The organism is Bradyrhizobium sp. OAE829 (assembly GCF_040546575.1).
Lineage (GTDB): Bacteria > Pseudomonadota > Alphaproteobacteria > Rhizobiales > Xanthobacteraceae > Bradyrhizobium.
Genome location: NZ_JBEPOE010000001.1, coordinates 6,038,010 through 6,052,591, shown reverse-complemented (window position 1 = coordinate 6,052,591; position 14,582 = coordinate 6,038,010). Strand labels below are relative to the sequence as shown.

The following is a 14,582-nucleotide window of genomic DNA, read 5'->3' as shown; positions in this document are numbered from 1 at the left end:
GCGATGATTATGGATCTCCCGTCCCTAACTGCTTTAACGCATCTGCTGGACGACTTCATCCGACGAGCAACCCTCAATGATTCGGCTTGAAGACGAGCAGCTAGTTGCCGCTTTCGACGCCTTGGATTCTGGCGTCGTCGTGTTGAACCGCGACAAGCGTGTCGTCTGCTTCAACTACTGGTTTGAGTCCGCGAGCGGTATTTCCTCCCAGGAGGCCGCCGGCAAGACACTGGAAGAGTTGTTTGCAGGGCGCCCTCTGGCTCGCCTGACAACCTCGATCTCCGAAGCGTTCACCTTAGGCTCGTCTGCCTTTCTGACCTATATGCTCAACCGGGATCTACTGCCGCTTCGGACGAGAGCTGGTGTGCCGTTGATCCACAACGTTTCCGTGCGTCCTTTCGGGCCGCCCCCCTACCCTCACTGCCTCCTCCAAATTTCCGATGTCACCGCTGCCGCTCATCGCGATCGCATCCTTCGCGAGCGCCAAAACGCGCGCTATGATGCTGTCGTCGAAAGCGCATCAGATGCCATCCTTACGTTGGATGCGAGCGGCGTGGTTCAGTTCGCCAATTCCGCATCGCTTCAAGAAACGAGTTTCGAGCGCGCCGAATTGGTGGGGCGTCCGTTGGATCATTTGTTCGATGACCCTCGGCGATGGCAGGAACTTTGGGACCAGGTCCTGTCTGGAAAAGCGTCGTTGCGGGCAGTTGAATTGGTTGCGCGCCGCAAGGATGGTTCGCGCACTTTCCTTGATGTGTCTGCCTCTCGCTGGTTGAGCGACGGGCGCGTGTTCGTAACCGCGATACTGCGGGATATCAGTGAGCGACACGCCGCAGAAGAAGAGCTTCACGAATTGAATGCGAGCCTTGAACAACGCGTCGCGGACCGGACGCAGGAGCGCGACAGAATCTGGCAGGTCAGTCGGGATATGCTCGGCGTCGCAAGCACCGACGGCACCTGGATAAGCATTAACCCAGCCTGGACAACCGTCCTGGGATGGTTGCCAGACGAGATTCGCGGGAAGACGTCGGAATGGCTTGAACATCCAGACGACCGGCGCAAGATGCGGGACGCTGTTGCTTCCCTCGCACTTCCCGAAGAAAGCGCGATGTTCGAAAGCAGCTTTCGCACGAGGCGGGGTGAATACCGCATACTGTCGTGGACTGCAGTGAACGTTGACGGCCTTCTTTACTGCGTGGCGCGCGATGTGACGGAGGAACGCCGCCAGCAGGAGGCGCTGCACAATGCGGAAGACGCATTAAGGCAAGCCCAGAAGATGGAAGCCGTAGGGCAGTTAACCGGCGGCCTAGCGCACGATTTCAACAATCTCTTGACAGGGATTTCAGGTTCTCTTGAACTTCTTCAGATTCGGATAAGCCGTGGCCGGTACAATGATGTCGAACGCTACATCTCGACGGCGCAAGGAGCTGCAAATCGCGCCGCCGCGCTCACGCACCGTCTGTTGGCCTTTTCCCGGCGTCAAACGTTGGATCCGAAAGCAACGGACGTAAACCGGCTGATCGAGAGCATGACGGACCTCATTAACAATACGTTGGGTCCGGAAATTGCGATGACTATGACAGTCTCACCAGATCTCTGGACAACGCTGGTTGATCCAAACCAATTGGAAAATGCCCTTCTCAATCTTTGTATCAACGCCCGCGACGCGATGCCGGACGGCGGCAAATTGAAGATCGAAACGGCAAATCGTACGCTCGACAATTCCGATGCGTTTCTGTTTGAAATGCGTCCCGGCGACTACGTCGCTTTGAGCGTGACCGATACGGGAACAGGCATGAGCGATGAGGTCGTCCAAAGAGCCTTCGACCCATTCTATACGACCAAACCTCTCGGGCAAGGAACCGGTCTTGGTCTCTCAATGATCTACGGCTTTGCGAAGCAATCCGGCGGGCAGGTTCGCATTTCATCCTCCCTTGGCCACGGCACGACAATTTCACTGTTCCTGCCCCGCCACTCAGAGCAGGAACAGATCGCACACGAATCCATCGATTTTTCATTGGCACCGCGGGCTGGTGCCGGCGAAACCGTACTTATTGTCGATGACGAACCTTCGGTCCGCATGCTTGTCGCAGAGGTTCTTGGCGAACTCGGATACACTGCAATTGAATCAGCAGACGGAGCGAGCGCCTTACAAGTCCTCCGCTCCGATACGCGTATCGATCTCCTCGTGACCGACGTAGGTTTGCCCGGTGGCATGAATGGACGTCAGCTCGCTGATTTCGGCCGGATTGCGCGACCGGCATTGAAAATCCTGTTCATTACGGGTTACGCCGAAAAAGCGGCCATGGGTGTTGATGGTCTGGACAACGGAATGGCTATCGTCACAAAGCCGTTTGCGATGGAAGGTCTGGCGGCCCACGTAAAGGAACTTCTGCTGCGTTAGGCTTCTTAGAGGCAGCCCTCTGACCGTATGGGCTCGGTTGAGGCGGGAACGCGGACGCTTCGTCGCCCAGTCTACCTACTGAAACGGATACGATTAAGAATGACGAGCCCACCAAGCTACTCAGTGTTACTCGTCGAAGACGAAGTAATGATCCGAATGATGGTGGCCGACATGCTCGAAGAGCTTGGCCACGCCGTAGCAGGCGAAGCGGGTGAGATTGGCCAAGCCATCCAGCTCGTCCAATCGATAGAGTTTGATCTTGCCATCCTCGATGTGAACCTCAATGGGCAGATGATTACGCCAGTGGCCGACGTCATCAAAGAAAATAGGCGTCCGTTTATTTTTGCCACCGGGTACGGCGCGGCCGGCGTCCCTGACGGCTACCGTGATCAACCAACTCTTCAAAAGCCATTCACGATAGAAAAGCTCGCCGAAATGATAGACGAAGTGCTGAAGGGCTCGGTCGCCTAAGTGCGTCTTAGACAAACTGCTTTTAGTCCACCATCAGTCCCGGCATCAGAATGGGATGTCTTCTTCACACCTGACACCTCGGTGCCCAAGCTGCCGCCACGAAGCTTGACTGCACGCTAGAGTTCAGCGGCTCCAAGCCATGTATAGCGGATCCCCACACCGTTCCAATCAGGCGTTGGAACCCTTGCCATTTTTTCCCGTTGTATAAAGTAATTCCACCCTTGCTCGCGTTAAGAACCATGAAGGACTTTGCGGATGCGTCATTTTCTCCGGAAGCGATCCAGGTGATGGATATCGCGCTCCAGGATGCCGTCAACGCACTTCCGGAGCCGGTCAGTTCACACATCATCCATCGATTGGCAGAAACAATCCTTCGACTCGTCCGGGATGGCGAATGCGATCCACTCGTTTTGCAGCGGTTAGCGTTGCTTGAGCTCCAGATCGGGCCGGACAGTTGACGTTGGCGGAGGGACCTTGAGCAATTTTTGGAATAATGTCAGGCGCCAGATTGCCAGTACTCGCCATCCAATAATGATTTTGGCCGCGATAGCGACGTTTTTGGCTTGGGTGGTCACCGATGTGCTCAGAGCGACTTTTGGCTAACGCTACTTTTCGCGCAATTCTGGAGGCCCGCGGAAACGTCGGACGTCGCCCTCTGACGGAGGAAACCGGGGCGAAAGAAGGTTCGAGAGCTGACCTAAGTCGGCAATTCATGGAAGGTGGGATAGAAGCGTTCATGCACAAGCAACATCGGGTCAGAAGCGAAGAACTCCGAAGATGAGGAGAAGGACCACCGTAACGACGGCCGAGAGGATGAGCGAGCCGAAGCAGCCCAGCTTGTTTGAAAAGAAGAAAAACATGTGACTTCGCCGAACCTCCAGCTGGACACTATTGTCCCGGCCGCAACACGACCTTGATCACACCGTCCTTCTTGTCCCGGAACTTCTTGTACATTTCCGGCGCGTCTTCGAGGCTCGCAGGATGCGTTACGACGAAGCTCGGGTCGATATCGCCAGCTTCAATGAGCTTCAGAAGCGGCTTCGTATAGGCCTGCACGTGGGTTTGGCCGGTCTTGATCGTGAGCCCCTTATTCATGGCTGCGCCGAGCGGTATTTTGTCGCCCATGCCTACGTAAACGCCGGGTATTGAGACCGTACCTGCCTTCCGGCAACACATGATTGCTTCGCGGAGAACGTGAACCCTATCCGTCGCCAAGAATGCTGCAGCCTTCACTTTGTCGAGCACGGCGTCGGTCGCGCCGTGACCGGATGCCTCGCACCCGACCGCATCGATGCAGCTATCCGGACCACGCTTGTTGGTCCGTTTCATGAGCTCATCGTAGACATCGGTTTTCGAGAAATCGATAGTCTCGGCACCGCCGGCTTCAGCCATGGCCAGCCGCTCGGAGACTTCGTCGATTGCGATCACGCGTCCGGCTCCAAGCAGCAGCGCGGAGCGGATCGCAAATTGCCCTACAGGACCGCAGCCCCAGATTGCCACGGTGTCGCCCGGTTCAATCTGCGCGTTCACGGCGGCCATATAGCCGGTCGGGAAGATATCTGACAGGAACAGCGCCTGCTCGTCAGTCACGTTGCCCGGTACCTTAAGCGGGCCCACATCAGCCATCGGAACGCGGAGATACTCGGCCTGACCGCCGGCGTATCCGCCCAGCATATGGCTGAAGCCGAACAGCCCAGCGGGCGATTGGCCCATGGCTTTCGCGGCCATTTCGGCATTGGGGTTGGTCCGGTCGCAGCACGAAAACAGACCTTTCTGGCAGAACCAGCATTGGCCGCAGCTGATGGTGAAAGGGACGACGACGCGATCGCCGATTCTTAGATTTTTGACTTCGGAGCCGAGTTCAATCACCTCGCCCATGTTCTCATGGCCGAGGATATCCCCGCTTTCCATAGTGGGCTGGTAGCCATCAAGGAGATGTAGGTCGGAGCCGCAAATTGCGCAGGCGGTAATCTTGATCACCGCATCTCGCGGGTGCTGAATCTGAGGATCGGGCACCGTGTCGACGCGTACGTCGCCTTTGCCGTGCCAACACAATGCGCGCATAGTCGTTCTCCTTTGCGGAAACGGCATGCACAACCCTGGTCCATGTCGCCTGAGCGCAACATGCTCATGCCCCAAACGTTCCAAAATGCAGCAAGACGATTCATAGCCGCAAAGCTCGACAGCGCGCCTCTTCAAGCAAGCCAAGGCTAATCGTCGGCGGCCGCGCCGTTTGCCATCAACTGCTCCGACTTTATGCCCCGCTCCTTTGCTTTTAGAACCCCCAAGCGGCCCTCTATGGCTGACGACGAACGCCTAAGCATGAGCCCAATCGAGAGGACTGACTTCCCCGCCGCTCGCAACTCGAGAAGCCGCCGGTCGTCCTCCTGGGACCATTTCGTATTGCTTTTACGCGCCATTGATCGAGTCCAGTTGTACGGTGGATAGGATTCAGGGTCGTTAAAAAGGCTCCGGAATTGTCCGCAGCCTGACATACCTGCGCCCTTCGATCCGGTCCCGGTTCAACTTCGACGCTGATCCGCGAGTTCCTTATAGGTAGCGAATTATCCAGCACAACCGACCATGGGCATATGCGTGTCAACGTGCGGACTGGACGTGCTGAAGCGTCTGAGCGTTTCTCGCAGGCTCGGTTCTAGCCGATCGCCCATCGGCGACGACTTTGGCACCTCCGACCCAAGCAAGAATATATGCGCGGTAAAATTACGACTAAAACGCCCGCCGCGCCGTTGCCCGAGCTACGCTGTATTTCGCAGACAGCAACCGATCAGACCATGGCCAAAGTTAACATCACCGCCGTCAGGAGTTTCGCCAGCGCGAACATCCTGCCAAGCAAAATTTGGTATCCGCCCATAACGGCGAACAGCGCCCAACTAGCCCGATCGATACAATCGCATTTTCGGTGGAAAGGACGAGCGGTGCCGCGCAAGATACTCTGCCAACCGAAAATTCGATGCTGCGGCAGACGTTGCCGGAGTTAAGCCGCCGTTGTTGCAGATAGTTCGTCGTGCTTTGTCTTCAGGCTGTCGACGTTCAAGCCCGTGACCTCAATTGCCAATTTGATCGCTTCGCCGAGGTTGCTCGCGATCAGATCCGCCTTTGCTGCCTCGCGGAGCCGCTCCAACTCTGCCTGATCAATGTCCTTAAGCCAGCAGCACAGAATTATGGCTGCTCTCGGCAATTTTCGACGAAGACGTCGAACGGCATAGCGCATATGAGCGGGTCCAGTCCCATCCAAATAGACTAGGCATACTATCGAGACACCGTCTGTCTGGAGCCGAAAGATATTGGAGGTTGTCAGCGCTTCGGGTCCCTCGACGCGAGCCGCCAGCCCATGTGCAGAAGAAAGCTGCGCCAGCATAATGGCGGCAGCTTCATCAATTAAACTACGCCCCACCCATGCATAAAATCGGACATTCGCTCTGCCATTCGCTTGGCAGATCCTCCTTGCTGACGATTGGCAGATTTGCGTTTGGCGCGTCTTCAGCCACGCTCTCCACCGCCGAGGTCGCTTCTGCGTCCGAAGTTGAGCGGACTTTTGGCGCCGGACGATCGTCCTGATCAGAAAGGTTGTTGGCAAACTCGATCGCCGCATCTCTAATTTTTGTCAAACGTTCCTGATCGAGAGCGCCGCGATCTGCATCAGCTTGAGCCAATTGCAAGCCCTTCAACGCTACTTCATCGTAATAGGAACTAAGGGATCTCTCCTTCAAGAACTCTTCCGCCTTATCGGAAGCTTCGGTTGGATCTCCCGCAAGCATCCGCTGATAGAAAATCTCAGGTGGGGAAAGCGCGGGCCGGTCACCAAACATTACGTCAAGAAATGCTAAGCGTTCCACATGCCGCCCGAGCACCACTAGGCAGACAGTTAAGGGAGTCGCCAACACTAGCCCGCATTGGACCCCAAAGCGCGGTCCAAAACGTGGCAGACGCGACAACGGCCACTGGGGAAAGCCCGGTGCTGTGACCATAGACCATCGGCTCGATCACGTGCCCAACAATCGGCTCCACTATTAGAAAGAGGCCAAGAGTCCAGAGCAGCATCGACCACGTTGGATCCACGGCAACGGCAAGAGCCAATGGAAAGGCCGCGGCGATAGCTGCACCGATGTAGGGCACGAATCGCAAAACAGCCGCTAAGATTCCCCAGAGGATGGCACTTGGAACACCTATGAACCATAGGCCAGCGCCAATGACTACGCCGAACGCTCCGTTCAATAGGAGTTGGATTAGGAAAAGCCGACTGAGGCGCCTGGCCGCGTCGTCGAGTGCTGCCGTTGTGCGTTGCAGGTCATGCGACCCTGCGAGCCGAATGAGCCGGCTACGGAGGTCTTCCCGTTGAAGCAAGATGAAAATCACAAAAATGATAATGATACCCGTCGTAGCGAGTGGGTGCAGGAGTGGCGAGATTAACGCCTGCAAACTTTCCAGAGCGCCTGGATCCGGTTGCCGCACCTCTACGGGCACTGGAGTAAGTGGCGCTTTGGGGTTGACTATCGTATTCGCACCGAGTGCGGACCCGGCGTCTTTCGGCTTATCGAGTTCTTTGCTCAAGTCCTTCAGCATCCCAGAGGCGCGTTCGAGTGTGCCCCGGCCAGCCGTGGTGTCTCGAAACAGCTGTATCTTCTCACTTATCGTAGATTGATAGCGCGGCAACTCACTAGCGAGTTGCGTTAATTGCGATGCAAGGAGGCTGCCTATTGCAAAGAGCAACGCAAAGGCAAGGACGACGACGCTTACGACCGCAATTGCGCGAGGAACGCGCGTTCGTTGAAGCAGTCCCACAAGGGGGGCCAGGACAAAACTAAGCAGAATTGCCAGCGCAATCGGGATGACGATGTCGCGTCCGAAATAGAGCGTCATCACGATGATTACAGCCAGAACCGCGGTTGCTACCGCACTTTGCAGTGCAATCAATTCCTCTGAGGTGCGCGCTTTGAATGGCTGATTGGCCATCTTGACCTCTGTTTAACGCCAGAAGACTGGTCCGGGCTTCGGACCGTCTTCTATCCCGCTGAACTTTTCCGATGAGACGGCCAGAACAATGTCTTTGATGGCTGACGTTACTGGGCCGGTTGTCGTTTGATGGATCATACGTCCGTTGCAAGAACTCCAATGAATACTGTGAGCCATGCGGGCCAATTGCCGGCCTTGACTCAAGAAAGTTGAGAAAGTGCTCTCTCTGCGGTGGGCTATGGTCATCGGGGCGCTCGACAGTGCATGCACGATATCCTGAAGGACCAAGGAGATGTTGCAGCGCAGGTTGAACGAGCAAAACTGTCCTTCGTTCCTGTGCCTAAGGTGCAATCGCGCGTTAGAAGAGATGAAAGAGGTGCGGCGTCCTAGGTCGGGGAAACGTTCTCGAACCGCCGCGTTTGTTCCCTGCTAGGCTACCGCATGATCCCATCGTGGCGGTCAGAATCAGCTACGTTGCTGCTACGCACTCTGGAGGGCGTACGTCATGGACACCGAGAAGAAATCGAGCGAACAGACTACGGAAGAGCCCAAGAAGGATATCGGCGAGATCGTTGGGGAATTGGTGGTCAGCGGAGCCACCGTGTTGGCTCACACAGCGGCCGAGGCCGTGGTCAAACGTGTGAGGAAAGCGACGGCGAAAACCGCCCCGGTAAAAGCCATAACAAAGGTCGTGAAGAAGGCAAAAAAGTCGTCCCGCGCATCAAAGGTCGCCAAGAGCAAAAATAGGTCCAAAGCGAAATCAGGTACGAAGATAGCCGGCAAGAAGGCTAGTAAAAAGGCTGGTAAGAAATCAGCCACTAAGAAAACGAAGAAGACGTCGAAAAAGTCAAAACGCTGAAGGAGAATGCTGTGGCTAAGAAGGCTAAGAAATCCGTTACCAAGCAGGTAGTCAAGGCCGCGAAGTCGATGGCTAAAAAGGCAAAGAAGGCTGTCAAGAAAATGATGCCCAAGAAGACAAAAAAGGCGAAGAAGAAGAAGAAGTCCAAGCGCTGATAATCTGATGGATTGATTTAGAAAGTAACCGGGCGGCGTTTGGACAGGAGCAATCCTACGCCGCCCGGCCTTGGAGGATCGTCTCCATGGCTAATCGAGGCCGCTTTTTTCGGAGTTGGCTTGTTTTTCAAGGTGGCTTTCGGGTCATCTCACACTCTCTGCTCAAAGCGCGGACGTAAAATTTGCGCCTAATCGGCAGGCGCCTGCATGGTTGGGCTGCAATTGCCACGCTCTGCCATCGACTTTTAACTCCGGCAGCCAAGGCTGAGGCATGGCAAAACGGCACCGATCTCTCGCTCTTTTCATCGTTTTGGTTGTCGGTATCGGCTGGGCGGTCGGCGCTACCAACTTGCCGGGTGCATGGTATGCCGGGCTGCATAAGCCACCCTTCAATCCGCCAAATTGGATCTTCGCCCCGACCTGGACGGTCCTCTATGTGATTATCGCGGTGGCGGGGTGGCGAACCTATCTGCAAGACGATGCGACCGCTCTGCCAATGCAGCTCTGGCTAGCGCAAATGATCTTGAATTTACTTTGGTCGCCAATTTTCTTCACGCTTCACCATATGAGGTTCGCCCTTGCAATTATCCTGACCCTATTGGCCGTCATTGTGAGTTTTTTCTGGGTGCAATGGCATGAGAATCGAGTGGCCGCTGCCTTGTTTATTCCCTATGCGGGTTGGGTCGCCTTTGCATCAATTCTCAACTATTCCCTTTACCGGCTTAACTGACGTCGCGTGGCGAAGGTGAGATTCCGAAAACTATGCCAGTGGATTAATAAGCGACGGTTGGAAGGCCAGCCGACGATCTCGGAAATAATTGCTGCGGCCCTTATGGTCCTATACTGAACGTACGTCAGTGTCACGTTTGTCATGCGAATATGAACGGCTGTTCAATAACTTACGCCAATTTAATGTCGCACATCGGAACGTAAGCTATGCGCATCAATTAGCACTCCACATGTAACCGGGAGTGTTCAAATGAACAAACTAGCTATCGTATTCGCCGTCGGTGCAGCAGCGCTGCTCGGTGGTTCCGCCGCAAATGCTGCAGACAATGCAGCGAAGGCGAAAGCGTCAACCAGCGTAACCCAGCAGTCTACCGATATCAGTTCTCAGCGTCGGCATTATCGTCACTACGGACATCGTGGCTATCGTCCGTATTACGGCAACAGCTACGGCTATTACGCGCCCCGTCCCTACTATGGTGGCGGATACGGCGGCGGACCGTACTATGGCAGAGGCTACGGTTATGGTGGCCCGAGCGTTTCGTTCGGCTTCGGCGGTGGCCCCGGCTGGTACTAGAAACAAGAAGCCCGCAGCGATGCGGGCTTTTTCTTTGCTGCGAAAGAAGAACGCCGCGGGCGTAGCCTCGGTCCGAAAAAATCACCGGCCTTGGCAGAGTTATAGGCGTAAACGTTCGACCGGCAGCTCTCCACGCGGAAGTCTCGTTCTTGGGATCCAGCTTGCGACCAGCTGGAGGGGACGCATTGGACGTTCGTTCATCCTGCATGGTGTCTCTCATTCACGCCGTCCGCGCACTCATATCGTAACAGGGCACACGCACGGGACAGGTGACCACGCCCCCCGCGGGGTAGACGATCAGCCGCTTCCCGCTCGCAGTATACGCTCCGTGCCGCAGGAACGTTTTCCCTATTCGAAATGTTGGGTGACAGGGTTTATGGAGAAGAAATTAAAAAAGAGCGTAATGCTAGTCCGGATCTCGGGCTAGGTATGACAGTACTGCGGGAATGGGTGGAACCGTTTTACTAGCGGTGCTTTTTCTAGTGTTCTTTTCGAGTGGGTCGCCACATCGCCGACACGGGCGGCCGATCGAACCTGGAATAGAGACAACGGTGTTCAGTTGGTTCAAGCCAAATAGGCAGCGAGAGATTATCCGGAAGGATCGCAAACACCTTGAAGCCAGGGCTCGGCGGCTGCTGACAAGGTACTTGTCTGCGGATGGCCCATCGAAGGAAGCGATATACGAATTGGTCGCTGGGGCAGTTGCTGGCTGCCAGCCTGATATTTCTGACCCGGAGTTGGAGGGCGTGCGGCTCGCTCAAGCCTCTGCCGATATAGCCCTCAACGTCGTTAGGGTGCGTGAACATCAGACATTCGATGATAAAGATCCCTTAGCGAGATCGATCACTGATGCTTACGCAACGGTTGCCATTGCATACGGCCGTGCCTCCGCCGCCTATACGGTTGATGAAGAGATGCAAAAGCTAGGGACGGCGGCTGTGCACCTACTTACCATCGCAGCCTCGTATATGGCGGCAAGGGACGCTGCGCACGAGTGATGACGGACTATGCTCTTCTCTGGTGAAACATCGCTACTGCGAGGACGCTGTGGACAAATTACTCCTGATCGAGTGGGCCGAGCTAGTAATTCCGACTCATTCGATGGCGGAGATGATATTGCGGTGGTACAGTGATGTACCTGTCCCTTTTCATCATCTTACGATTTGTGATGGTGCGTCAGACATCAACGATCGGGATTGCCGACATTCTTGTAATTGTCGTAATAGCCGATGCCGCACAGAACGCATTTGCCAAAGAATACAAGTCGATTACCGAGGGAATCGTCCTGGTTCTTACCATCGTGTTCTGGAATCTGTTCCTGAACTGGATAAGCTACCGGTTCAATGCGTTCGAACGGCTCCTATCCCCTTCTCCGCTTCCACTCATAAAGAACGGCAAGATGAATCGCCGCAACATGCGCCAGGAGTTTATTACCGAGGAGGAGCTAAAGGGGCAGTTGCGACAACAAGGAATCTCGGATCTTGGCGAAGTGCGAGAGGCTTGTCTGGAAGCTAACGGTGAATTGAGCGTCATTAAGACAGACTCGTCGAAGGACAATTCGAAACCGCCAAAATCAAAGGCGAAACCCGTCTGAAGGATTGACGTCATCGACTATTGTCATCCTTCTCGTCGCATCACTCGAGAAGTTCGGGCCACAGACCACATCAAACTTTTGCTTTTATTGAGAGCCTGCACGAACGGGCGCATGGACCAGTCGGTCAACTTTTCCTAGCCTCGCCATCGATGAACTCGACCGGCGCTCCTTTCTTGACGATCTTCAGGAGCCAAGCCGCATCTCAATTTGTTAAGCGCCAGTTAGTTAAGCGGACACAACCGTGCGATTCGGATTTACTTATCTTGCTAGGGTTGGGCGTGCCGTGAATGCCAAAGCCTCCCGCAGAGAGCCCAATCTAATACGTCCCGACAGCATTGTTTGGTGCCGGCTCAGTCGTGACTCCTACGCTTCAAAACATCCAATCTGCGTAGGTTTACGGGTGCGAGAACCATTCGTACGTATCGTCTAGGCAAGCCGATGTCAGTGTTCTGATGGCATGCGCTGCAAATGCAATCGTTCGGAAAAGGCTAGACGGGGGTGTCGGGAACCCACGTGATTGCGGACCGGGGACGCGCGACCCTACTGAGCAAATAAGTTTCAGCGTAGTCCTGAAACGCATCTAGATACGGCTTCGCTCACTTGCTTCTGTAGTTCCGCCCGGCGACTTAAAGTCTCCGGATCTACCGATTGTTGATTGCGGCCCATTTTTGGCCTCCATCCAAAGATTTTCGTTCAAGGAAAAGATTCCATACAGCATAGCAATGACCAAGCCGGTAAACATTACTAGCACTCTTCGGCGGGTCATCGACGGCTCCGGCACTTCTCGCAGTAACGGCAGCAGCTTCCTTCGCCCTGTTCTTCCAGCTTGTCCTTATTGAAAGCCGCCGCGGCTATTAGGCTGAGTACATTGCTCACAAGAAGACTTCTATCTGAGAGAACACTCCCTCAATTCAAACGCCGGTGAGGCTGAGAGCTTGCCGGCGGCTAGTCTTACTTGCCGACCTTCAACGCTTTTGCGGCATCGAGGTGTTTCCGTAACGTGTCGATTTGACCTGAGGCATATTCGCCGGCCGGATCCTTGAGCTTAGACGCCTTCATGTATTCGGCGATATCTTTCTGATGATCGGCCACCATGAGGGTAGCGAACATTTTGTCAAAACCTGGACCGGACATTTTAGACATCTTGTCATAGTCGGCATTTTGCTTCGCATTTGCGCCGGTTGGTGGGTTTATCCCCACACCCTTGGCAGCGTCCAAAGCCTTCCGATTGGCGGCGGCGTGATCGGCAGAAAGCATCTTGCCATACGCTTTCACGTCATCGCTTTGACCATTCTTCTGTGCAAGGTCTCCCATGCTAACTTCGGCGAAATTGCCTTCGATTGCCTTCTTGAGGAAGGCCTGGCTGGGTTTGTCTTTCGCCTGGGCGCTGGCCATAGCGGCCGTCAACAGGATGATTACTGCCCCAAGGGACGATAAGATTCTTTTCATAGGCACTCTCCTACAGACTTACTTCCTGAACGCACTATTTACCCAAGAGGTTCCAAATCTTCACAAGGGCGGTGGACTAATGAGGCAACTCGCTCTCGTGAGAGTTCTCATAACCGGGAAAATGTGGCAATTGGCCTCCCGGGGAAGGGAAACTTTGATTGGCCGGCACGATCTTTCAGCAAGCCTCATTGGACGCTGCTGCTTAGGGGTAGAGCATCGAGATGCCCATTACGAAGGAGAAGGCATCGAACAATGCCAAACACCGGCCTGATCATCGGCATCACAATTGCCGTAGTTGTGTGCGGCGTTACGGCTGCTGCAATGCTTCTTCGTCTGCCGGGATGAGAACAAGAGCCGACCAGCCGAACATATCGAACAGGCCCTAGACGTGGGTGCCGACGACCACGTGCTTTGCGTGGTTGCTATGGGCTGGTGGCTTTACGCGCGGACCCGGGACGTATCGGTGCGACGCGCAAGCGATCATGTACTGGTAACTACCATCGTCGCTTCCATCCTTCCCCACGCGCTCAAAAGAGTGTTCGATCAGAAGCGTCCAGACCGCCTGACCGTGGTCGGTCACCTGCATGGAATCCCCCTGTCTGGAAAACGTCTCGATGCGTTTCCGTCACGGCACGCCGTCCATATCGGTGCGCCGGCATCGGCGGCGACCGGGCTGCCGCCAGCCCAGCGGAACGCCGTCTGGGCCGTCGGCGGTGGTCTAGCCCTGACGCGGATCGTCCTCCTCGCTCATTGGACGAGCGATGTCGTGGCCGGCCTCGCTGTTGGAGCCGCGTTAGAACGCTTGCTCCGGTTCGTGACTGGATTCAAGCGGCGCTGACAAAGAATCGGAACGCTTGCTGTCCTCGTCTGTTTGCAATCGTCATAACGGAGAGCCAATGCCAATCCACAAGACAATCGGAGAGATCTCAAAGCGAATGGCTGGGATCGACATTGCGATCCTATCTACGCATACCGAGGGCGGTCAGATCGCCAACCGGCCGATGAGCAACAATGGTGATGTAAAATATGACGGCACGTCGTACTATTTCACCTACGAGCATGCGCGAACCGTCACCGACATAGAAGCCAACCCCAAAGTTGCGCTCGGATTTACCGGTGAAGGCGGGATCTTTTCCGATGCGATTTATGTGGCAGTCGAAGGCACGGCGGAACTCATCCGCGATAAGGCTGTATTCAAAGCCCACTGGACAAGCGACCTCGATCGCTGGTTCGACAAGGGAGTCGACACACCTAACATCGTGCTGAAGGGCGAATCGAATCACCTACTGGGACGGCGAGGAGGAAGGCGAAGTTCGGATGTAGGGGATCGACGTCGCTACCCGTGGTGGCGGCTTCGTTGGTGATTACGGCAG

The 14,582-nt window shown here is 55.2% G+C and carries 11 protein-coding genes and 3 pseudogenes; 10 read left to right on the top strand and 4 right to left on the bottom strand.

The genetic code is table 11. The features are described 5' to 3' along the window. Positions 1 to 76: 76 nt before the first annotated feature. From ABIE49_RS29065 to ABIE49_RS29055, 3 genes are all read left to right on the top strand, one after another. Positions 77 to 2,404 carry a hybrid sensor histidine kinase/response regulator gene (locus ABIE49_RS29065; protein WP_192740497.1) on the top strand — a complete coding sequence of 776 codons (2,328 nt, stop codon included), beginning with the start codon at positions 77 to 79 and terminating at the stop codon, positions 2,402 to 2,404. 99 nt (positions 2,405 to 2,503) lie between these two features. Then, positions 2,504 to 2,875, top strand: a complete 372-nt coding sequence (locus tag ABIE49_RS29060; RefSeq protein ID WP_192740498.1) for a response regulator — start codon at positions 2,504 to 2,506, stop codon at positions 2,873 to 2,875. A 239-nt stretch (positions 2,876 to 3,114) separates the two neighbouring features. After that, complete coding sequence (locus ABIE49_RS29055; RefSeq protein WP_192740499.1) at positions 3,115 to 3,333, top strand: hypothetical protein; 219 nt, start codon at positions 3,115 to 3,117, stop codon at positions 3,331 to 3,333. Positions 3,334 to 3,763: 430 nt separating this feature from the next. Here ABIE49_RS29055 and ABIE49_RS29050 read toward each other — a convergent pair whose 3' ends face one another. Together ABIE49_RS29050 and ABIE49_RS29045 are read right to left on the bottom strand one after the other, a co-directional pair. Beyond that, complete coding sequence (locus tag ABIE49_RS29050) at positions 3,764 to 4,939, bottom strand: zinc-dependent alcohol dehydrogenase (protein WP_192740500.1); 1,176 nt, start codon at positions 4,937 to 4,939, stop codon at positions 3,764 to 3,766. Positions 4,940 to 5,870: 931 nt separating this feature from the next. After that, positions 5,871 to 7,849 (bottom strand): annotated as a pseudogene (locus ABIE49_RS29045) (AI-2E family transporter). Between the two features lie 505 nt (positions 7,850 to 8,354). On the opposite strand from ABIE49_RS29045, the gene ABIE49_RS29040 reads away from it, so the two are divergent. The 5 genes from ABIE49_RS29040 (at position 8,355) to ABIE49_RS29020 (ending at position 11,760) form a co-directional block, all read left to right on the top strand. Further along, a complete protein-coding gene (locus ABIE49_RS29040) occupies positions 8,355 to 8,708 on the top strand; it encodes a hypothetical protein (RefSeq protein ID WP_192740502.1) in 354 nt (117 codons plus the stop codon). 11 nt (positions 8,709 to 8,719) lie between these two features. Further along, positions 8,720 to 8,863 carry a hypothetical protein gene (locus tag ABIE49_RS29035; protein ID WP_192740503.1) on the top strand — a complete coding sequence of 48 codons (144 nt, stop codon included), beginning with the start codon at positions 8,720 to 8,722 and terminating at the stop codon, positions 8,861 to 8,863. Positions 8,864 to 9,134: 271 nt separating this feature from the next. Next, on the top strand, positions 9,135 to 9,593 hold the full coding sequence (locus ABIE49_RS29030; RefSeq protein WP_192740504.1) for a TspO/MBR family protein: 459 nt from the start codon (positions 9,135 to 9,137) through the stop codon (positions 9,591 to 9,593). A gap of 249 nt (positions 9,594 to 9,842) precedes the next feature. Next, positions 9,843 to 10,166: a hypothetical protein gene (locus ABIE49_RS29025; RefSeq protein WP_192740505.1), complete on the top strand. Its 324-nt coding sequence runs from the start codon at positions 9,843 to 9,845 to the stop codon at positions 10,164 to 10,166. Between the two features lie 1,132 nt (positions 10,167 to 11,298). Further along, positions 11,299 to 11,760, top strand: coding sequence for a DUF421 domain-containing protein (locus ABIE49_RS29020; protein WP_354067036.1), 462 nt, complete (start codon positions 11,299 to 11,301; stop codon positions 11,758 to 11,760). A gap of 202 nt (positions 11,761 to 11,962) precedes the next feature. Here the strand turns inward: ABIE49_RS29020 and ABIE49_RS29015 are convergent. Both ABIE49_RS29015 and ABIE49_RS29010 read right to left on the bottom strand, forming a co-directional pair. Next, positions 11,963 to 12,118 (bottom strand): annotated as a pseudogene (locus ABIE49_RS29015) (L,D-transpeptidase); the annotation flags it as partial. 593 nt (positions 12,119 to 12,711) lie between these two features. Beyond that, positions 12,712 to 13,209 (bottom strand): DUF4142 domain-containing protein, encoded by a 498-nt coding sequence (locus ABIE49_RS29010; protein WP_192740506.1) that lies wholly within the window; start codon positions 13,207 to 13,209, stop codon positions 12,712 to 12,714. 388 nt (positions 13,210 to 13,597) lie between these two features. Here ABIE49_RS29010 and ABIE49_RS29005 point away from each other — a divergent pair, with 388 nt between their 5' ends. Together ABIE49_RS29005 and ABIE49_RS29000 are read left to right on the top strand one after the other, a co-directional pair. Beyond that, positions 13,598 to 14,047 carry a phosphatase PAP2 family protein gene (locus ABIE49_RS29005; RefSeq protein ID WP_354067035.1) on the top strand — a complete coding sequence of 150 codons (450 nt, stop codon included), beginning with the start codon at positions 13,598 to 13,600 and terminating at the stop codon, positions 14,045 to 14,047. A gap of 58 nt (positions 14,048 to 14,105) precedes the next feature. Beyond that, a pseudogene (locus tag ABIE49_RS29000) lies at positions 14,106 to 14,532 on the top strand (pyridoxamine 5'-phosphate oxidase family protein). Positions 14,533 to 14,582 lie beyond the last annotated feature (50 nt).